The 19,208-nt window shown below is 39.6% G+C and carries 21 protein-coding genes; 16 read left to right on the top strand and 5 right to left on the bottom strand.

Going from position 1 to position 19,208, the window contains the following annotated elements:
• Positions 1 to 45: 45 nt before the first annotated feature.
• The gene (locus tag ACYVM0_RS13110; protein ID WP_460557760.1) at positions 46 to 843 is read right to left on the bottom strand and encodes a tetratricopeptide repeat protein; all 798 of its coding nucleotides are present in this window, start codon (positions 841 to 843) and stop codon (positions 46 to 48) included.
• Positions 844 to 949: 106 nt separating this feature from the next.
• Here ACYVM0_RS13110 and ACYVM0_RS13105 point away from each other — a divergent pair, with 106 nt between their 5' ends.
• Together ACYVM0_RS13105 and ACYVM0_RS13100 are read left to right on the top strand one after the other, a co-directional pair.
• Positions 950 to 2,086: a TolB family protein gene (locus ACYVM0_RS13105; protein WP_460557758.1), complete on the top strand. Its 1,137-nt coding sequence runs from the start codon at positions 950 to 952 to the stop codon at positions 2,084 to 2,086.
• A gap of 54 nt (positions 2,087 to 2,140) precedes the next feature.
• Complete coding sequence (locus tag ACYVM0_RS13100) at positions 2,141 to 2,902, top strand: zinc metalloprotease (RefSeq protein ID WP_460557756.1); 762 nt, start codon at positions 2,141 to 2,143, stop codon at positions 2,900 to 2,902.
• 13 nt (positions 2,903 to 2,915) lie between these two features.
• On the opposite strand, the gene ACYVM0_RS13095 is transcribed toward ACYVM0_RS13100, so the two are convergent.
• The 3 genes from ACYVM0_RS13095 to ACYVM0_RS13085 are packed head-to-tail and all read right to left on the bottom strand — an operon-like array spanning position 2,916 to position 4,229.
• A complete protein-coding gene (locus tag ACYVM0_RS13095) occupies positions 2,916 to 3,281 on the bottom strand; it encodes a glyoxalase superfamily protein (RefSeq protein ID WP_460557754.1) in 366 nt (121 codons plus the stop codon).
• Positions 3,282 to 3,299: 18 nt separating this feature from the next.
• Positions 3,300 to 3,794 carry a metallophosphoesterase family protein gene (locus ACYVM0_RS13090; protein ID WP_460557752.1) on the bottom strand — a complete coding sequence of 165 codons (495 nt, stop codon included), beginning with the start codon at positions 3,792 to 3,794 and terminating at the stop codon, positions 3,300 to 3,302.
• A gap of 3 nt (positions 3,795 to 3,797) precedes the next feature.
• On the bottom strand, positions 3,798 to 4,229 hold the full coding sequence (locus tag ACYVM0_RS13085; protein WP_460557750.1) for an NUDIX hydrolase: 432 nt from the start codon (positions 4,227 to 4,229) through the stop codon (positions 3,798 to 3,800).
• Between the two features lie 173 nt (positions 4,230 to 4,402).
• Here ACYVM0_RS13085 and ACYVM0_RS13080 point away from each other — a divergent pair, with 173 nt between their 5' ends.
• The 10 genes from ACYVM0_RS13080 (at position 4,403) to ACYVM0_RS13035 (ending at position 16,893) form a co-directional block, all read left to right on the top strand.
• Positions 4,403 to 5,560 (top strand): homogentisate 1,2-dioxygenase, encoded by a 1,158-nt coding sequence (locus tag ACYVM0_RS13080; RefSeq protein ID WP_460557748.1) that lies wholly within the window; start codon positions 4,403 to 4,405, stop codon positions 5,558 to 5,560.
• A 225-nt stretch (positions 5,561 to 5,785) separates the two neighbouring features.
• Positions 5,786 to 6,454, top strand: coding sequence for a TetR/AcrR family transcriptional regulator (locus ACYVM0_RS13075; RefSeq protein ID WP_460557746.1), 669 nt, complete (start codon positions 5,786 to 5,788; stop codon positions 6,452 to 6,454).
• A gap of 31 nt (positions 6,455 to 6,485) precedes the next feature.
• A complete protein-coding gene (locus tag ACYVM0_RS13070) occupies positions 6,486 to 7,748 on the top strand; it encodes a TolC family protein (protein WP_460557744.1) in 1,263 nt (420 codons plus the stop codon).
• A gap of 10 nt (positions 7,749 to 7,758) precedes the next feature.
• A complete protein-coding gene (locus ACYVM0_RS13065) occupies positions 7,759 to 8,709 on the top strand; it encodes an HlyD family secretion protein (RefSeq protein ID WP_460557742.1) in 951 nt (316 codons plus the stop codon).
• Positions 8,710 to 8,749: 40 nt separating this feature from the next.
• Positions 8,750 to 9,664, top strand: a complete 915-nt coding sequence (locus ACYVM0_RS13060; RefSeq protein WP_460557740.1) for an ABC transporter ATP-binding protein — start codon at positions 8,750 to 8,752, stop codon at positions 9,662 to 9,664.
• Complete coding sequence (locus ACYVM0_RS13055; protein ID WP_460557738.1) at positions 9,665 to 10,411, top strand: ABC transporter ATP-binding protein; 747 nt, start codon at positions 9,665 to 9,667, stop codon at positions 10,409 to 10,411.
• A 107-nt stretch (positions 10,412 to 10,518) separates the two neighbouring features.
• The gene (locus tag ACYVM0_RS13050) at positions 10,519 to 11,625 is read left to right on the top strand and encodes an ABC transporter permease (RefSeq protein ID WP_460557736.1); all 1,107 of its coding nucleotides are present in this window, start codon (positions 10,519 to 10,521) and stop codon (positions 11,623 to 11,625) included.
• Positions 11,622 to 12,740 (top strand): ABC transporter permease, encoded by a 1,119-nt coding sequence (locus ACYVM0_RS13045; RefSeq protein WP_460557734.1) that lies wholly within the window; start codon positions 11,622 to 11,624, stop codon positions 12,738 to 12,740. Before ACYVM0_RS13050 ends, ACYVM0_RS13045 begins: the two co-directional genes overlap by 4 nt.
• A gap of 47 nt (positions 12,741 to 12,787) precedes the next feature.
• A complete protein-coding gene (locus ACYVM0_RS13040) occupies positions 12,788 to 13,195 on the top strand; it encodes a hypothetical protein (RefSeq protein ID WP_460557732.1) in 408 nt (135 codons plus the stop codon).
• A gap of 263 nt (positions 13,196 to 13,458) precedes the next feature.
• Positions 13,459 to 16,893 (top strand): hypothetical protein, encoded by a 3,435-nt coding sequence (locus ACYVM0_RS13035; protein WP_460557730.1) that lies wholly within the window; start codon positions 13,459 to 13,461, stop codon positions 16,891 to 16,893.
• A 5-nt stretch (positions 16,894 to 16,898) separates the two neighbouring features.
• Here ACYVM0_RS13035 and ACYVM0_RS13030 read toward each other — a convergent pair whose 3' ends face one another.
• Positions 16,899 to 17,549 carry a hypothetical protein gene (locus ACYVM0_RS13030; RefSeq protein ID WP_460557728.1) on the bottom strand — a complete coding sequence of 217 codons (651 nt, stop codon included), beginning with the start codon at positions 17,547 to 17,549 and terminating at the stop codon, positions 16,899 to 16,901.
• 87 nt (positions 17,550 to 17,636) lie between these two features.
• On the opposite strand from ACYVM0_RS13030, the gene infA reads away from it, so the two are divergent.
• From infA to rpsK, 4 genes are all read left to right on the top strand, one after another.
• Positions 17,637 to 17,855 carry a translation initiation factor IF-1 gene (infA, locus tag ACYVM0_RS13025; RefSeq protein WP_255154770.1) on the top strand — a complete coding sequence of 73 codons (219 nt, stop codon included), beginning with the start codon at positions 17,637 to 17,639 and terminating at the stop codon, positions 17,853 to 17,855.
• Positions 17,856 to 17,945: 90 nt separating this feature from the next.
• On the top strand, positions 17,946 to 18,062 hold the full coding sequence (gene ykgO / locus ACYVM0_RS13020; protein WP_255154769.1) for a type B 50S ribosomal protein L36: 117 nt from the start codon (positions 17,946 to 17,948) through the stop codon (positions 18,060 to 18,062).
• A gap of 121 nt (positions 18,063 to 18,183) precedes the next feature.
• Positions 18,184 to 18,564: a 30S ribosomal protein S13 gene (gene rpsM / locus ACYVM0_RS13015; RefSeq protein WP_430987084.1), complete on the top strand. Its 381-nt coding sequence runs from the start codon at positions 18,184 to 18,186 to the stop codon at positions 18,562 to 18,564.
• Between the two features lie 171 nt (positions 18,565 to 18,735).
• Positions 18,736 to 19,149, top strand: a complete 414-nt coding sequence (gene rpsK / locus ACYVM0_RS13010) for a 30S ribosomal protein S11 (protein WP_430987085.1) — start codon at positions 18,736 to 18,738, stop codon at positions 19,147 to 19,149.
• Positions 19,150 to 19,208 lie beyond the last annotated feature (59 nt).

Below are 19,208 nucleotides of genomic sequence, written 5' to 3'. Positions count from 1 at the left end.
AAAAAACTTGCCTTCAGAAAGTCTCTTTCATGAATTTATGAGCTTCTATTTAACACCCAGTTTGCTCAATGCTTCTTTCGCTTCATCATAATCAGGGTTGTATAAAATAGCCGTCCGGTAACTTTCAATAGCATCGTTGGTTCTGTTGAGTTTTTCAAAACAACGGCCCATCCAGTAATAGCCTTCATCAAATTTATTCTGTAATGTAACGGCTCTGTCCAGTACTTTAAGCGCTTCTTCATATTTTGTCATGTCATATAACACAATGGCTTTTTCGCTATACGCTAGCATATAGGTATAATCCATGTTGATACAAGTATCAAAAAAACTTAAAGCTTTTTGATTATCTCCTTTCGCTTTAAAGTACAATCCTTTAATTAATAAAGCTTCTTTTTCCGAATGAGCATTTTTGCCAATAAGCAAAGCGTTGGCCATCACTAGTGCATTACTGTCTTTTCTTTGTGCATATATCCATCCAAGGGACATTATATATTGAGGATCAGGGAATATGTCGATTGCTGTCTGGTAAGATTTTATGGCATCAGCGGTGTCTCCGTTTTCAAAGTAAAGTCTGCCTCTTTTATCCCAAAGTGAAGCGTTATTGCTGTCTTTCTGTATAGCATTGTTTATCTCACTTAATGCCATATCATAATTACTGTTGTTATAATAATATTCTATCAATGCGTTTCTCAGCGCTATTGAATCAGGATATTTAAAAATAGCCTCCTTCATTTCTTTTTCCTGCACAGGTATTTCCTGTTTGGTAAGGGGTTGCTCTGTAGCAGCGTTATTACAGGCTGCAAAAAAGATAAAAACAAAAAGGCCGGGGATTATTTGCTTCATAAATTATTTGATGGCGCAAAATTAAGCCGATACTTGTTAACGTCATTACATTTTTCTGACAATTAAAATGAGCAGAGCCTTAACTTTGCCGCATAAAACTACATCAATGAGAAGATTTGCCCTTGCTGCAATAGTATTGCTGACTATAACGATTCCAGTGAGTTCTTTCAAAGCAAAGAATCCAATTCACCAGTCATCATTCACCATTGACGATTCACGACTCACGACTCACCCTGAAGATACCATTCTCTTTCCCGGCGAAAAGCATTTTAAAAATATGCAGCAATTAACTTTTGGCGGCGATAATGCCGAAGCATATTTCAGCTACGATGGCAAATGGCTTATTTTTCAACGCACGAATCCCAAAGAAGGCATCATGTGCGATGAAATGTTTGTGGGCAAGATACCCACAAAGCCCGGCGAAAAATTTACGTATACAAAAGTAAGTACCGGAAAAGGAAGAACCACCTGCGGTTTTTTTACTAAAGATGGCAAACATATTATTTATGCCAGCACTCATTTAGGTGCAGATACCTGCCCGCCTGTACCCGACAGGAAAAAATACGGTAACAAATACATCTGGCCATTGTATGACAGCTATGATATTTTTATGGCCGGCCTGGATGGTAAAATTGTAAAGCAGTTAACCACCAGCAAAGGCTACGATGCAGAAGCTACTTTATCTCCCGATGGTAAGAAAATGATCTACACCAGTGATAAAGATGGCGATATTGACCTGTATGTGATGGACCTGAAAACAGGCAAAGAAAAAAGAATTACCAATACATTGGGGTATGATGGCGGCGCATGGTTCAGTCCCAATGGAAAAAAAATTATCTGGCGTGCCAGCAGGCCCAAAACCGAAGCTGAAGTAAAAGAATATAAAGAATTGCTGGCAGAGAATTTAGTGGCCCCTACAAATATGGAGGTATTTGTATCTGACCTGGATGGTAACAATGTAAAACAGGTAACCAGCTTTGGTAATGCCAACTGGGCTCCCAGTTATATGCACGATAGTAAGCGCATTATTTTTGCCAGCAACCATCAGAGTAAAAGAGGTTATCCTTTTAACCTGTTTACTATAAATGAAGATGGCACCAACCTGGAAAAAGTAACCGCTGAAAAAATATTCGATGCCTTTGCCATGTTTTCTCCTGATGGGAAAAAAATAGTATTCTGCAGTAACCGCAATAATGGTGGCACGCATGATACCAATATTTTTGTGGCCGATTGGGTAGAATGATCAGTATTAAACCCTTGTGGCATAGTTTTCGTAGATATCCATAAAACCTGACTTATGAAAAAACTGGTTATAATTTCGTTATTAGCTTTAACAGGGGTACAAAATTTATCCTGCAGCAAAAAAGACAGCAGTTCTACAGGTTTGCCGGGCATCAACAGTGCAAACGATAAACAGGTAGGGGCCGCTGCGAACGATTTATTAAGCGCCACTAATTATACTTCTGTAAAAATAGAAATTCAGTACATGCCGGGTTTTGCGCCTGATGCTGCTGCAATTAATAATCTCACCGCATTTTTTAACAGCCTTATTAATAAACCCGGAGGTATCACTGTGGTACAATCACAAATAGCATCTGCCAACAAAGTGGTATTATCCTTAACCGATATTGCTACCATTGAAAAAAACAACCGTACTGTTTTTACATCGGGCAATCAGCTGGGGGTATATTTTTTATATACTGATGGTTCCTATACCGAAAGTGCAGTGTTAGGGTTGGCCTACAGGAATACATCGATGTGCATATTGGGAAAAACGGTACATGATAATTCCGGCGCCATTGGCCAGGCCAGCAGAACAAAATTGGAATCTACCGTAATTGAACATGAGGTCGGGCACATTTTAGGACTGGTGGATATCGGTTCTCCCATGCAAACCAATCACAAAGATGCTGCACATGGCAACCATTGCAGTAATACCGGCTGCCTTATGTATTACTCCTCAGAAACTACAGATATCCTGGGCTTCCTGGTTACAGGCGCCATACCTGCCTTAGATACTAATTGCAAGGCCGACCTGCATGCAAATGGCGGGAAATAAAAACAAAAAATATCTACGGTTTAATGTATTCGTTAAAAGAAAGTTTGTTGCCAAACGGGTCGTGCATATCAATACATAAAGAACCATAAAAAGTTTTTTCAACAGTTGGCCGGTAATATTTGTAAGGCCTGCTCAGCAACCCGGCATGAAATTTTTCAATCTCGTTACAGGTAATAAATACTTTGCTGCCCGGCGTGGCATCGCCATGGTGTTCGGATAGATGGAGCTGAATAGTATCTTTTGCAATACCGATATAATAAGGCATGCCGGCTTCAAACTGGTGTTCCCATTCAATGGTAAAACCCAGCCAGTCAATATAAAATTCTTTGGCTTTGGCTACATCAAAAATGCGGAGCACGGGAATATTTTTTAAAAGCATGATCGTTGTTTTAACACATTATTTTTTACCTAATTCAATTACTTCACAATCCTTCATCTCCCTTCCATCTATCACAAAACGAATCAGGGTTCTTACTTTATGCCAGCCTTGTTTACCTGCTGCACCGGGGTTCATGTGCAGGCACTGTAGCTTATCATCGTACATGATTTTTAAAATATGGCTATGGCCGCTAATAAAAAGTTGTGGTTGATGAACAAGGATCTCTTTTTTTGTTTCGGGATTGTATCGTGGCGGATAACCGCCGATGTGCCGCATCATTACTTTTACTTCCTCACACATAAACACCAATTGCTCGGGATAAATACTTCTGATATCTTGCCCGTCGATATTGCCATAAACGCCACGCAACACGGTCAGACGGGACGTCAGACCATGAGCAACCCCATCGCCAAAATCTCCGGCATGCCATACTTCGTCGCAATTTTCAAAATGATCAAAAACGGCATCGTCTAAAAATCCATGGGTGTCTGATATCAATCCGATACGGGTCATAATTTAATCGATCAATCCGGCTTTTTGTAATTGGGCTAAAACCAACAGGGCTCCCGGTGCCTGGTGTATTTCATTGCTATAATCAGCTACAGAAAAATATTGCAGCAATGCCACTTCTGCTGATGCTGTGGGATTGATCCTTTTGTGCAACAAAAAACAATCCTGTTCCATTATGGTGCCTTCAGCTTCGCCATAGGCAGGTGCAGCAATATGTGTGTAAAATTCCACATCGCTTTCGCTGATGTGCACATTCATTTCTTCAAGCACTTCACGGCATAAAGCAGCAGCAGCAGTTTCGCCGTTATCGATCTTTCCGCCAGGCAAATAAAAACATTGTTTTTTACTGCTGTAAGCCAGCAACAATTTTTTATTTTCAATGTAGATGAGCCCGGCACAAGGCAATAAGGTAATTGTTGATTTAAGATTTTGATTCATTAACTTTATGTACGATTTCAGCTTATGACATTCTTCCGCAATTTCACATATTATATTGATAAGCGCAACTGGAAGTATATTTTTTTACTTGCCTCATTGGAACTTTGTGTCTGGTAATAATGATTGATTCAAAAGAATTCTACATTATTCATTTATTAATTATCCATTAAAAGATGTCTCACTATTATACTTTAGGAAAAATTCCGCACAAACGCCATACGCAGTTTCGCAAACCCGATGGAGGTTTATACAGCGAGCAATTATTCAGCACCGAAGGTTTCAGCGATGATTATTCATTGCTGTACCATTGTCATCCACCCACTCAAATTATAAAAACAGAGCCACAGGTAGATGTAAGTCCGCAGGTAGCAGAAGAAAAAATGCTGCAGCACCGTTGCTTCGAAGGTTTTAATATAAAACCCGGCGGAGATTTTTTGCAAAGCCGCATCCCGGTTTTGGTCAACAGCGATTGTCATATTGTATTGGCTGCACCTGCAAAAGGCACAGGCAATTATTTTTATAAGAACACCGATGCCGATGAAATGATCTTTGTGCATGAAGGTAGCGGTACGGTGCATACACAATACGGCGAATTACCTTTTGGTTACGGCGATTATATTGTACTGCCAAGAGGAACCATTTACCAGGTAGAATTCACAGATGAAAAGAACCGTTTGTTCATTGTGGAATCTTTTACGCCACTGCGTTTTCCCAAACGCTACATGAGTAAATACGGGCAACTGATGGAACATGCGCCTTTCTGCGAAAGAGATATCCGTACACCGCAAAATTTACAAACCATTGATGAAAAGGGCGACTTCCTCATCAAAGCAAAAAAGAAAGGCATGTTGTATGGTTTGCATTACGGTACGCATCCGTTTGATGTAGTAGGGTGGGATGGATGTTGTTATCCTTACATATTTTCTATTCATGATTTTGAACCAATAACCGGCCGTGTGCATCAGCCACCACCGGTGCACCAGACTTTTGAAACCAGCGCCTTTGTAGTGTGTTCCTTTGTGCCAAGATTATATGATTATCATCCCGATGCTATTCCTGCTCCTTACAACCACAGCAATATTGACAGCGATGAAGTATTGTATTATGTAGATGGTGATTTTATGAGCCGCAGGAATGTAACCAGGGGAATGATCACATTGCATCCTGCAGGCATACCACATGGCCCTCACCCGGGAGCTGTCGCTAAAAGTATTGGTGCCGAGGAGACCAAAGAACTGGCCGTGATGGTAGATACTTTCCGGCCGCTGCAACTCACTAAGCAGGCATTGGAAATTGAGAACGGGGATTATGTGATGAGTTGGGCGGAATAAATCAACGAACTTTCCCTGAGTGGGTCACCCCTTAAAGGGTGGCTCACTCTTGCAAACGAAGGGGTATTTTTTCTCTAATGGGTCACCCCTTAAAGGGTGGCTCACTCGGGAAAACAATGGAATATTTGAAGAATATTCCCTCTCATCTATGGGGCTGCCCTCACCATTCATGTCAATATTTACTACCATTCACTCACCCAAAAACACAATTCATTAAATAAAAATTTGGCGAAAGAAAAATTGTTTTTACTTTTGTTAACCGTTTGGTTAAACTATATGGTTAATAAAAAGAAAGACGATACAACAGAGGAGAAAATACTGGCTGCGGCCAGAAAAGTATTTACCACAAAAGGCATGGCCGGTGCCCGGATGCAGGATATTGCCGATGAAGCCGGCATCAATAAAGCCATGCTGCATTATTACTTCCGCGATAAAGACAAATTGTTTGAGGTAATATTTATGGAAGAAGCGAATAAGTTCTTTCCCAGGATCAATTTCATTTTTGAATCGGAAGCGCCCTTGTTTGAAAAGATAGAATTATTTGTGAATGAATATATTGATGAGATGGTGGAAAATCCTTACCTGCCCTGGTTTATAATGAATGAGGCCAACCGGGATGCAGAACAATTTTTTGCCCGGGTTTGGTCGATGACAAAAAATCCGCGGCCAATGAAATTCCTGGAACAGATTGAAAAAGAAGTAAAGAAGGGAACCATAAAAAAGGTAAACCCGTTGCACTTGTTGCTGAATTTATTATCGATGACCATTTTTCCTTTTATAGCCAGGCCAATGATCATCAAAAATTTAAAAATGAGCGACCAGCAATTTGAACAGGTTATTGAACAGCGGCGAAAGGAAATTCCGAAATTTATAATTGACTCAATAAAGAAATAATTTTTCTTGTAAAATCAACCACTGGTTGTATATGAAACGGATACTATTGACACTGTTGGCCCTGCCTGCCTTATTGCAGGCGCAACAACAAACGCTCAGCCTTACAAAGGCCTATGATCTTGCCACGCAAAATTATCCTTTAATAAAACAGCGTGACCTGGTTTTAAAAACCAGCAGCATCAATATTGATAATTTAAGCAAAGGTTTTTTGCCACAATTCAGTGTAAGCGGGCAAGCCACTTACCAATCTGACGTTACACAAGTGAGCATTCCTTTCCCGGGCATCAGTATTACGCCGCCATCAAAAGACCAGTATAAAATTGTGGCTGATGTTAATCAACTCATTTATGACGGTGGCACTACCAGGGAACAAAAAAATATCCAGCAATTAAACAATGCTTCGGAACAACAAAAAATTGAAGTGGAATTATACAAATTGAAAGAAAGGATTAATCAATTGTTTTTAGGTGTTTTGTACCTGGACGAACAATTGAAACAGGTGGACCTTGTAAAAGAAGATCTGAATAACGGCATTAAAAAAACAGCAGCGCAGGTAGATAACGGTGTAGCTTTCAGGTCTAACCTGAATGTATTAAAGGCAGAATTGCTGAAAGCAGATCAACGGGCAATAGAATTGCAATCTTCCCGGAAAGGTTTGATCGATGTGTTAGGTTTGTTCATTAATCAATCTTTAGCCGAAAATACACAGTTAGAAAAACCAATAGTATCAGCAACATCAATCACCAATGACATACAAAGGCCCGAACTGAAATTTTATACCACACAGGAACAATTATTGAATGGGCAGTATAAATTAATTGACAGCCGTAATAAACCAAAGGCAGGCGTTTTTTTACAAAGCGGTTATGGCCGGCCGGGATTAAACCTGTTAAAAAATGAGTTTGCTTTTTTTTATACCACCGGTGTCAGGTTGAACTGGAATTTCGGGGGCTTGTACACCAGGAAAAATGATAAGCAGTTAATTGATATAAATAAGAAAAGTATAGCAATTCAGAAAGAAACTTTTTTACTCAATACCAATACTTCCCTGCAACAACAACAGGCAGAAGTGGATAAACTTAAAAAATTAATTGAAAAGGATAACGAAATTATCGACCTGCGAATAAAAGTAAAGGATGCAGCAAAAGCACAGTTGGAAAACAGTGTGATCACCGCCAATGATTACTTACGTGAAGTAAATGCAGAAGACCAGGCGAGGCAATCTTTAATTACGCACCAGGTGCAGCTGCTGCAGGCGCAAATCAATTACCAGACCATTTCAGGAAAACAATAACCACTTTTTTATGAAGAAAGTAAATTTTATAACAGCCATTTTTTTATTACTTACTGTTGCTGCCTGCAAAAATGCCGCCAGTAATGCCGATGCCACCGGTACTTTTGAAGCGGATGAAGTGATCGTATCATCTGAACTTCCCGGTAAATTGGTGTCGTTTACTGTACAGGAAGGTATGCAGATCTCAAAGGATAGTGTAGTGGGTATTGTAGATGCAAAAAATATTTCGCTTCAGCAGGAACAGGTGGAAGCCAGTATTAAAGCATTGAATGAAAAAACAGCTAATGTACAACCACAGGTAGAGTTGTTGCAAAATCAATTGGCAGTACAGCAATCGCAGCTGAATAATTTATTGCACGAAAAAACAAGGATTGAAAATTTGATAAAAGCAGATGCCGCAACCGGTAAGCAATTAGATGATATGAATGCACAGATTGATGTGGCCCGTAAACAATTAAGTGTTACACAACAGCAGATCAATGTACAACGCAATAATGTTGCCACACAAAACCGCGGTATTTTAAGTGAGGCCGATCCTTTGAAAAAAAGAGTAGCACAATTGCAGGACCAGGCACAAAGAGCTAATATCATCAATCCTGTAAGCGGTACGGTTATTACAAAATATGCCGAACAGGGAGAGATCACTGCATCAGGAAAAGCGTTGTATAAGATCGCAGATCTCTCTTCATTAAATTTAAGAGCTTACATCTCCGGTATTCAATTGCCGCAGGTAAAACTGGGGCAAACAGTTAAAGTGCTGATTGATGATGGTGAAAAAAAATCTAAGGAATACAGTGGTACCATCACTTGGATTGCAGATAAAGCAGAGTTCACACCCAAAACCATCCAGACAAAGGAGGAGAGGGCAAACCTGGTGTATGCGGTAAAAATAAAAGTGAAGAATGATGGCTTTTTAAAAATAGGTATGTATGGCGAAGTGTTGTTGCGGGAGGCAAAGTAAATAGAGTTGATAAAGTAAATAAAGTTTGTAAATAAATAAAATGCCTTCAGTTACAGTTGAACATATTGTTAAGACCTACGGTAAGAAAAAAGATGTGACCGCATTAAATAATATCTCATTTAATGTGGAGCAGGGGGAACTGTTTGGTATCATTGGTCCTGATGGTGCCGGTAAAACATCCCTGTTCAGAATACTTACAACTTTGTTACTGGCTGACAGCGGCACTGCAACTGTTGACGGTTTTGATGTGGCGAAAGATTATAAAGCGATACGAAAACGAGTGGGTTATATGCCGGGTAAATTCTCTTTGTACCCCGATCTTTCGGTGGAAGAAAATCTGAACTTCTTTGCTACTATTTTTAATACCAGTATCGATGAGAATTATGATTTGATAAAAGATATTTACGTACAAATTGAGCCGTTTAAAACAAGAAAAGCCGGTAAGCTTTCCGGCGGTATGAAACAAAAACTGGCATTGAGTTGTGCATTAATACACCGGCCGTCAGTATTATTTTTAGATGAACCTACCACAGGTGTGGACGCAGTCTCCCGGAAGGAATTCTGGGAAATGCTGAAGGGCTTAAAGCAACAGGGTATTACTATTCTTGTTTCAACACCTTATATGGATGAAGCAAAATTATGCGACAGGGTAGCCTTGCTTCAAAACGGCAATGTACTTTCTATCAATACACCGGAAGGTATCGTTAACGATTTTTCTGATCCGTTATGGGCTGTTAAATCTTCTTCCATGCTTCACTTGTTAAATGAATTGAAAGGTGAAGATTTTGTAAAAGATGTATATCCATTTGGAGAGTATCATCATGTGGTAATGAAAAATAAATCAGGAAAAGAAGCACTGGAAAATTTTATCCGGCAAAAGCCGGGAGAAAATATCATGCTGCATGAAACAAAGCCGGATATTGAAGATTGTTTTATTGCACTAATGAAAAATTAAATGAGTAATAACAAAGTCATAACTGCTGACCAGCTCACCAAACGCTTTGGCGATTTCATTGCTGTTGACCATATCAGCTTTGAAGTAAATAAAGGAGAGATATTTGGATTTCTTGGTGCCAATGGCGCAGGAAAAACAACAGCGATGCGGATGCTGTGCGGCTTATCACTTCCATCTTCAGGTGAAGCCACTGTTGCAGGATTAGATGTGTATAAAGACAACGAAAAAATTAAAAAAAGTATTGGCTACATGAGCCAGAAATTTTCTTTGTATGATGATCTTACGGTAAAAGAGAACATGCAGTTTTATGGCGGCATATATGGTAAGTCAGATACATTCATTAAAAACAAGACGGCTTTTATTTTAAATCACCTGCACCTGGAAAAAGAGGCCAACGTGTTGGTAAGGTCTTTGCCACTGGGCTGGAAACAAAAACTGGCTTTTTCGGTTGCGATTTTTCATGAGCCGGAAATTGTTTTTTTAGATGAGCCCACCGGTGGTGTTGATCCTGTTACAAGAAGAGAATTCTGGAATATGATCTACCAGGCATCGGCACTTGGTATTACCATTTTTGTTACCACGCATTATATGGACGAAGCAGAATATTGCAACAGGGTAAGTATAATGGTAGATGGAAAAATAGAAGCACTGGATACACCATCACAATTAAAAATAATGCATGGTGCAGCATCCATGGATGAGGTGTTTTTAAAATTGGCAAGAAAAGCAACGAGAATTGATGGGTAAAGAGAGTAATAATAGTATCGCTGTGCTTTCTCTCCGTGAAACTCTGTGTTATAAATTGCCTGGTATATTCATAATGAATTTTAAAATGGAAATATAAAAACTAAATTTTGAAACAATTTTTCGCATTCGTAAAAAAAGAATTCTTCCACATCTGGCGGGATAAGCGTACCATGTTTATCCTGTTGGGTATGCCGGTAGTGCAGATCGTTATTTTTGGATTTGCATTAACCAATGAAGTAAAGAATGCAAAAATTGCGGTACTCGATAATTCAAAAGATGCTGCCACTACTTCATTGATTGCACAGTTCAGCGCCAGCCGTTATTTTGAAATAGAAAAGAACCTGACCAACTATAATCAGGTAGAAGCAGAATTTAAAAAAGGGACGATCAAACTGGCCATTATTCTGCCTCCGCATTTTGATGAAGATCTGCAGCATTTGAATAAAGCACAGGTGCAAATCATTGCAGATGCATCTGATCCTAATGTGGCCAATACATTAACCAGCTATGCTGCTGCTGTAATCATCGATTATCAGAACCGGATCACTAACAACCGAAAACTTCCTTACACCATCAATACCGAAATGCGGATGTTGTATAATCCCCAATTGAAAGGAGCTTTTAACTTTGTACCTGGTGTTATGGCAATGGTATTGCTATTAGTGTGTACTATGATGACAGCCATCACCATCGTAAAGGAAAAAGAAATGGGCACCATGGAAATTATGCTGGTGTCACCCATGCGGCCACAAATAGTGGTGCTGGCAAAGGCAGTTCCGTATTTATTATTGTCAATGGTAAATATCACCACCATTTTATTGCTGAGCGTATTTGTATTGGAAGTGCCCATTAACGGTAGTATATTTTTATTGGCATTCGAAAGTATTTTATTTACGCTGGTATCACTGTCATTAGGATTATTGATTTCTGCCGGAGTAAATTCGCAGCAATCCGCTATGTTCATTTCATTAATTGCTTTGTTTTTACCCACCGTTATGCTGAGTGGTTTTATGTTCCCTATCGAAAATATGCCCTTGCCTTTGCGTACGGTATCAAACATCGTTCCTGCAAAATGGTATTACATCATTGTAAAATCGGTAATGATAAAAGGCCTCGGTTTAAAAGCTATCTGGAAGGAAACGCTGATCCTTGCCGGGATGATGATTTTTTTATTGACGATGGCTATTAAGAAATTTAAAATCCGCCTGGCATGAGAACAATAAGATTTTTATTGCAAAAAGAATTCAGGCAGATCTTCAGGGACCCGGCAATTATCCGATTGATACTGATCATGCCCGTTATTCAATTGATCATTTTACCGTGGGCGGCAGACTATGAAATAAAAAATATTAAACTGGCGGTGGTAGACCAGGACCATTCAGAATATTCACGGCAATTAATTAATAAAATCACGGCATCAGGATATTTTAACCTGGCATCCTACAACTCCTCTTACGACCAATCTTTACAACAAATTGAATTAGATAAAGCAGACCTCGTATTGCAGATTCCCGGTCATTTTGAAAAAGACCTGGTAAAGGAAAATGAAGCTCAATTATTTATGGCCATGAATGCCATCAATGGTGTTAAAGCAAGTTTAGGCGGGGCCTATTTAAGAACGATCATACAGGATTATAACAAAACAGTACGAACAGCATGGATCCAGTTTCCAAGGTTCAGTCCCGAAACACAGGTAGAGATCACTTCTTCCAACTGGTATAACCCGTTGATGAATTATAAATATTTTATGGTGCCCGGCATACTGGTAATTTTATTAACGATGGTAGGTACCAATCTTACCGCCATTAATATTGTAAAAGAAAAAGAGATCGGTACCATTGAACAGATCAACGTGACGCCAATAAAGAAATATCATTTTATATTGGGTAAATTAATTCCATTCTGGCTTTTAGGTTTTGTGGTGCTTACAATCGGTCTCTCCATCGCAAGATTATTTTATGGCATCGTGCCGGTTGGCAGTTTTATTACCATTTATATTTTTGCTGCCGTGTACTTACTGGCGGTGCTGGGTTTGGGTTTATTGGTATCCACCTATTCTTCCAACCAGCAACAGGCTATGTTGTTATCTTTCTTCATCATGATGATCTTTATTTTACTTGGCGGCCTGTACACCTCTATTGACAGTATGCCCGAATGGGCCAGGTGGATCACCCGTTTCAACCCCGTTTCTTATTTTATTGAAGTGATGCGGATGGTGGTTTTAAAAGGCAGTTCACTGGCAGACATAAAGTATCATTTGCTTAAAATGTTTGGCTTTGCTGTTTTCTTTAACTGCTGGGCAGTGTTAAGCTATCGTAAACGCACTTGATTTTTGTGAAATTTTTCTTATATTCGGATAAATAAAAACGATTTGCTATGATAAAATTCAATGAAATTAAAGTAGGCGATTACCTTATCGCTGATAATGATGGCGACAAAAAACAGGGCGAAGTAACTGACCTGAACCACACCGAAAAACAAGTTTGTGTTAACACCGGTGCACAGGATTTCTGGTACGAAACAGAACAACTGAGCGCTATTCCTCTTGATGATGCCCAGTTGGAAAAACTCAGGTTTCACAAACACGAAAATGAAGACGGTACAGTAAAGTATATGAAAGGTGCGTTCAGAATGATGCTGCCGGCAAAAGGAGATTTTTCAAAACTGGAGATATGGTATCGTGACGAAAGAAGGCATATCGCACAACCCATTTCCCTGCACCAGTTACAAAATCATTTTTATGATATGACCAAAGTACATTTGAACGACGAAACATTTGACTGAAAATATATCATATTGAATTGAAGCCGCCATTTTAATGGCGGCTTTTTAATGGCATAACGTTCGGTAAAACTACTAGTAAAAACACTTTCTTAATAGCAGCAGTTTAACCGGGAAACTACCTTGCGTGCCACTGTTTTTTTACATCCTTTAATGTAGTTTACCTATAACAAATCATCTTTTTTTACTAGCAGTGGCATAATTAATTTCTTTGGTACAATAAGCAAAAAACTACAACGTTCACCTGTTGTACCAAATCCTACTGAATGAATAAACTATACTTAACGGTACTTTGCTTTTTACTATTAATTCCTGCTTTACTTCTTCCTAAACATACACTTTCACAAAACTGTAGTTCATTAACGGCAACGTACCAAACAACCGAATCAAGATGCGCCGCTACCGGTACAGTACAAATTAATGCCACCGGCGGATCGGGCACTTATCAATACAAAGCCTCCGGGCCGGTATTGACCAATTATACCTCCAGCAGCCTCATAACAGGATTATCGGCTGGCCGGTATTTAATCACTGTAAAAGACGTGGTTACCAATTGTGTATACGACCAGGATAGTGTAACCATTGATGGCGATTATGTGGCACCTAATTTTACAATGGTATCTACCGATGTAACCTGCATTAACGGAAGCGACGGCACAATAACGGTAACTAGCCAGACTTTTGGCCGAGCGCCATTTTCATACAAAATAATTGCACCTTCTGCTTCAGGGGTGGGCACGGTAAGTACAGCCGGTGTTTTTACAGGATTAACAAGTGGCAGTTATCTTATTCAGCTCAGCGATTCCTGCGGGGCATTGCAAACCCGTAATGTTACTATTCTCAATTACGATTGGTGGATCAACAATTATACCGTTACTAAAATTGGTTGCGATAGTATTTCAGTGACCATCAATTTAAAAGACAGCAGGGGAAATGTAACACCGAGTACTGTCTTTAACGGGTTTTTATATGGAGCGTCAATTACCCCGGGTGATACTACCTGGTTTTCGTCCAATACCTTTAAATATTATATCGCCAATAAACACACCGTTCAGTTATTTGTAAAAGATAATTGCGGCAACATTAAATCAGTAGTGTGGAAAGACACTGCTGTACCGAAAGTAGATGCAGCAATAACCATAACCAATAAAGCCTGTTCTACTTTTACCGCTACTGTAACCGGGCAGTTGAATTTAACTAATCCGCAATATTGTATTTACGACAACCTGCACACATTAATTACCTGCAACACAACCGGGGTTTTTAATTTGTTGCCTTATGGATCATATTGTATCACTATAAAAGATAATTGTTACGACACAACCATTATAAGATGTTTTACCGTTAATAAATCGGTACCATCGGTTGATGCCAATGTAAAAATTACCACCACCTGCAAAGGTTTTACAGTAACCGTTACAGGGCAGGTCAATCTTAACGATCCGTACTATTGCCTGTACGATTCCGCTAATGTTTTAATAACCTGCGATTCCACAGGCATTTTTACTGATTTGCCATTTGGAAAGTATTGCATTAAAATCTTTAATAACCCGGCATGCTTTGATACAACTATCATAAGATGTTTCACGGTTACACGGCCGGTTCCTTATGTAGGCCCGAATGTTACAATAACAAATCTTACGTGTTTAACTTTTACGGTAATTGTCGGGGATACTTCTCATTTAAATAATCCGCAGTTCTGCTTGTACACTGCAGCACACGTTTTGATCATCTGTAATTCAACCGGTATTTTTGATAATCTACCTTATGGTACTTATTGTATTGATGTAATAAATAATCCTGGCTGTTATGATACTACAATAACCCGCTGTTTTACTGTTATCAGGCCAAAACCTTCGGTAGCGGCAAGCGTTTCCATCAGTAACAAAACCTGTACTGATTTTACCGCTACAATAACCGGCCAGGTAAATATCAGTAAGCCACAGTACTGCATATACGATAATATGAACGTATTGCTGAGTTGTAATACAAGCGGCGTATTTACCAATCTGCCTTTTGGTAATTATTGCATAAAAATTCAAAACAACCCGGCTTGTTACGATACGGTTATTACCCGCTGCTTTACCGTGTTGCCTGTACCGGCCAGTATCAGTTTGTCGGCAAAAAAATCATGCCTCATACTGGGTACTACTGAAATAAAAGTAACCATTAACTCGGGCATACCGGCCTATACACTTTCTTTGTTTGCGCCAACCGGAGTATTGATGCAAACAGTAACAACCGGCAGCAGCAGTTACACTTTTGTAAATGTACCCGGCTTATTACTGCCGTTAAAGTACAAAGTAGTGGTAACAGATCAATGCGGAAGTAAAGACTCGGTATACATTGCGCCAAGTATTAGTATAGCAAACCGGTTGGTAACAGTTACGCCTAAGTGCCCTTCGGGTATATGGCCAAATGGTTCAGCAGATATATTGGTTAGTATTACCAGCAATCTTGGCGGCAATATAACACCCAAGATCATTAAAAAAGATGGTGTTCCGGTTTCGGTTAATGCATCCTCCTCTTCCGGCTATAATTATACGTTCCTCAATCTTGGTCCGGGTGTTTATATTTTTGAAACATACATTGAAAATTGCGCTAAATATGTAAACGATACTGCATTGGTAAAACCCTATATTTTCCCCGTTCTGTCAGGTACCAATGCCTACCAGTGCGATAATAACAGCTTTAATGTAAGTGTGAAAGTTACCGGTGGTGTAGGCCCGTACACTTATGAAATTATCGGAAGCGTACCGGCTTCTCCCAGCATTATTACAGCGCCACAGGCAAGCCCTGTTTTTTCTATCAATAATGGTACTGTGTATTCGTTGATAAGATTAAGGGTGGTGGATGGTTGTGGCAATGCCAGTTTATATGACGTAAGTGTATTGCCGCTGGCTAATTTTCTTGTATTTGCAGATACTATCGAATGTTTTAATCATGCTTTAACGTTGAGGGTAGATTCCGTTGCAGGCGCAGTGTATACCTGGTACAAAAGGGTTGTACCTAACGATAGCATCATTGTAGGCACAGGCCCGGGCTTATATTTCCCAAGCCTTTCATTGGCTGATACCGGCAGGTATTTTTGCAAGATTGTGGTTAATAACGGCTGCCTTACAAAGTATGCCAACTATGTATTAACCGGTTTTTGCGGATTTGTTTTGCCGGTTGGTGATATAACGCTGAGTGGCATAAAACTACCCGATGGTAACCGCCTTTATTGGAATAGTGATCATGCCGGTATAAAAGAATATTACCTGGAAAAAAGTGTGGGCAACAATACCGGCTTTACCACAATCGGAACTTTCAATAATACAACAGGCCTGTCCAATACGTTTATCGATAAAGATCCTTTAACAGCAAATAATTATTACCGGCTTAAAATGGTTACTTCAAATAACCGTATTAAATACAGCAATACAGTTTTAATAAAGAATACCAGGATTGATATTACTGTTTACCCCAACCCGGTAGAAAGCAAATTGCAGATCACCATAAGAAGCACAGAGCCGAAAAATTACCTGGTGGAAATTAAAACGATGGTGGGGCAAAAAATAATGTCGGTAATTTATACGGATATTCAAAACAGGGTAATTGAGTACCCGAGAAATGCGGCAATGGGCAGTGGGGTTTATATCTTAACAGTAACTGATCTTTCAACCAAAGAAAAGCAAACCTGTAAACTGATGTATAAATAAAATGCTTACTGAATCAGGATCGTATTCTGATCTACATTTACCGTTAGTAAGGGAACGCTTACTTTATACTTGCTTTCAATCAGCCCGGCTTTAGGGGCATAGTAAGATTGTATATCAGAAGTTACTGAGCCGGGGGGCAATCCGGTAACAGCAATTGTGGTGGTGATGTGAATAACCCCGGTATAAGCAACTCCATTTACGGTTCTGCCGGTCCCTTTTTCGGCAATGGTATTAGTTAAGGTAACAGGTACCGTGCCCAATCCGGGTACGGGTACATTCACCGGCAGGCTCCAGGATGCCCCGACAGCTGCATTATCTTTTAAATAAATACTTTCCACCGTAAGATTGCCCAGGGCAGCGCCCAGGCTCCTGAAAGTATAATAATCGTTGCCGGTAATATTATAATATTCGTTGGGCGTACCATTACTGTTGGTAAAAACATGGTAAACCTTGCTGCCAATAGTGCTATCCCGGTTGGTGGAAGTTACCGTATTGATTGTTACTGAGGCAGTTAGATTATTGGTGAGCTGGTATTTTGAGGTGGTTCCGGCGGTAAGGTCCATATATTTTTCGGCCTCAGCAGGCGTGGAATCAGATTTTTTACATGAAATTCCGGCAATTGCCAGCGCTAAAAAAGCTAAAAAAGTCTTCTTCATGGGGAAAAATAGTTGATTTGTTGGTAAATATCGCAATTTTGTTGATAAATATTAAATATATCTTCTTATCTTTGCGCTCCCAAAATTATGGCTAAACAGGCACTTATTAAACAAGACGGAACAATAGTTGAAGCATTAAGCAATGCTATGTTCAAAGTAAAGTTAGAAAACGGCCACGAAATTTTAGCAACGATTTCGGGCAAGATGCGTATGCACTACATCCGTATTTTGCCGGGGGATAAAGTAGGGGTGGAAATGAGCCCTTATGACTTAACAAGAGGAAGAATAATTTTCCGATATAAATAAAAACGTCAGGCGTGAATCGTCAGGCGTGAGCAGAACCTGGTTCTTTAACTCACGGCTTACCACTCACAACTCACGACAAAAAACAACATCATGAAAGTAAGAGCATCAATTAAAAAGCGCAGCGCTGATTGTAAGATTGTGAGAAGGAAAGGAAGGCTGTATGTTATTAACAAAAAGAATCCTCGTTTTAAGCAAAAGCAAGGATAGTGCAATTGCAGATTTACGATTGTAGATTTTAGATTTCGGAATTATATCGAACGTCAATAAAATCTAAAATCGGCAATCTGAAATCCGAATAAATCGCAAATCAAAAATCTAAAATAAAAATATGGCTCGTATTGCCGGTATAGATTTACCAAAAAGTAAAAGAGGCGAAATAGGACTTACCTACATTTATGGTATTGGCCGTTCAACCGCCCAGTATATTTTAACTAAAGCAGGTATCGACCTGAGTAAGAAAGTTAACCAGTGGAATGATGATGAGCAAACCGCCATCCGTAATATCATTGCCGGTGAATTTAAAACTGAAGGTGCTTTACGTAGTGAAACACAGATGAACATTAAGCGTTTGCTTGATATCGCCTGCTACCGTGGTTTACGTCACCGTAAAGGTTTGCCTTTACGTGGTCAGCGTACACGTACCAACAGCCGTACAAGAAAAGGTAAACGTAAGACAGTTGCCGGTAAGAAGAAAGTGGCTAAAAAATAATCTGATAATCTAATGATGTGCTGATTTTGTAATCGGCGCATCATTCTTTTATATATAGACTTAGTTTTTTTGAACAAACGCCGGATCGCTTTATAAGTCAGCAGGAGGGTTGGTTCAATCCCGGTAACAACCGGGAAATATTTTTTAAGATTACCTAATTTAAAATTATTTATGGCAAAAGCACAGGGCGGTAAAGCTCAAGGCGCAAAAGCAGCTGCAAAGAAAAGAGTAGTAAAAGTGGACAGTCACGGAGACGCTCACATTGTAGCAAGTTTCAACAACATCATCATCAGTTTAACCAATAAGCAGGGCCAGGTTATTTCATGGTCAAGCGCTGGTAAAATGGGTTTCAGGGGTAGTAAGAAAAATACACCGTATGCAGCTCAGATGGCAGGTGCAGATGCAGCAAAAACTGCAGTTGATGCCGGTTTAAAAAGAGTGGACGTTTATGTAAAAGGACCAGGTAGCGGCCGTGAAGGTGCTATCCGCTCTTTATCTCAGAATGGTATTGAAGTAGCAATGATCAAAGATGTTACCCCTTTGCCACACAACGGATGTCGTCCTCCAAAGAAAAGAAGAGTTTAATACAATTTCTGATGTAGGATATATGATTTTTGATTTCCTTCAGCCTTATACAGCAAGAG

This window comes from Ferruginibacter profundus (genome assembly GCF_054783275.1).
This window is presented reverse-complemented; position numbering and strand designations above follow the sequence as displayed.

What these genes read in the sequence shown, in the direction of transcription:
- rpsM (WP_430987084.1), top strand. Translation starts at nt 18,184, where the DNA reads ATGGCTCGTATTGCCGGTATAGATTTACCAAAAAGTAAAAGAGGCGAA.
- rpsK (WP_430987085.1), top strand. Translation starts at nt 18,736, where the DNA reads ATGGCAAAAGCACAGGGCGGTAAAGCTCAAGGCGCAAAAGCAGCTGCA.
- ACYVM0_RS13100 (WP_460557756.1), top strand. Translation starts at nt 2,141, where the DNA reads ATGAAAAAACTGGTTATAATTTCGTTATTAGCTTTAACAGGGGTACAA.
- ACYVM0_RS13095 (WP_460557754.1), bottom strand. Translation starts at nt 3,281, where the DNA reads ATGCTTTTAAAAAATATTCCCGTGCTCCGCATTTTTGATGTAGCCAAA.
- ACYVM0_RS13045 (WP_460557734.1), top strand. Translation starts at nt 11,622, where the DNA reads ATGAGAACAATAAGATTTTTATTGCAAAAAGAATTCAGGCAGATCTTC.
- ACYVM0_RS13060 (WP_460557740.1), top strand. Translation starts at nt 8,750, where the DNA reads ATGCCTTCAGTTACAGTTGAACATATTGTTAAGACCTACGGTAAGAAA.
- ACYVM0_RS13030 (WP_460557728.1), bottom strand. Translation starts at nt 17,549, where the DNA reads ATGAAGAAGACTTTTTTAGCTTTTTTAGCGCTGGCAATTGCCGGAATT.
- ACYVM0_RS13035 (WP_460557730.1), top strand. Translation starts at nt 13,459, where the DNA reads ATGAATAAACTATACTTAACGGTACTTTGCTTTTTACTATTAATTCCT.
- ACYVM0_RS13055 (WP_460557738.1), top strand. Translation starts at nt 9,665, where the DNA reads ATGAGTAATAACAAAGTCATAACTGCTGACCAGCTCACCAAACGCTTT.
- infA (WP_255154770.1), top strand. Translation starts at nt 17,637, where the DNA reads ATGGCTAAACAGGCACTTATTAAACAAGACGGAACAATAGTTGAAGCA.
- ykgO (WP_255154769.1), top strand. Translation starts at nt 17,946, where the DNA reads ATGAAAGTAAGAGCATCAATTAAAAAGCGCAGCGCTGATTGTAAGATT.
- ACYVM0_RS13090 (WP_460557752.1), bottom strand. Translation starts at nt 3,794, where the DNA reads ATGACCCGTATCGGATTGATATCAGACACCCATGGATTTTTAGACGAT.
- ACYVM0_RS13080 (WP_460557748.1), top strand. Translation starts at nt 4,403, where the DNA reads ATGTCTCACTATTATACTTTAGGAAAAATTCCGCACAAACGCCATACG.
- ACYVM0_RS13065 (WP_460557742.1), top strand. Translation starts at nt 7,759, where the DNA reads ATGAAGAAAGTAAATTTTATAACAGCCATTTTTTTATTACTTACTGTT.
- ACYVM0_RS13040 (WP_460557732.1), top strand. Translation starts at nt 12,788, where the DNA reads ATGATAAAATTCAATGAAATTAAAGTAGGCGATTACCTTATCGCTGAT.
- ACYVM0_RS13085 (WP_460557750.1), bottom strand. Translation starts at nt 4,229, where the DNA reads ATGAATCAAAATCTTAAATCAACAATTACCTTATTGCCTTGTGCCGGG.
- ACYVM0_RS13070 (WP_460557744.1), top strand. Translation starts at nt 6,486, where the DNA reads ATGAAACGGATACTATTGACACTGTTGGCCCTGCCTGCCTTATTGCAG.
- ACYVM0_RS13110 (WP_460557760.1), bottom strand. Translation starts at nt 843, where the DNA reads ATGAAGCAAATAATCCCCGGCCTTTTTGTTTTTATCTTTTTTGCAGCC.
- ACYVM0_RS13105 (WP_460557758.1), top strand. Translation starts at nt 950, where the DNA reads ATGAGAAGATTTGCCCTTGCTGCAATAGTATTGCTGACTATAACGATT.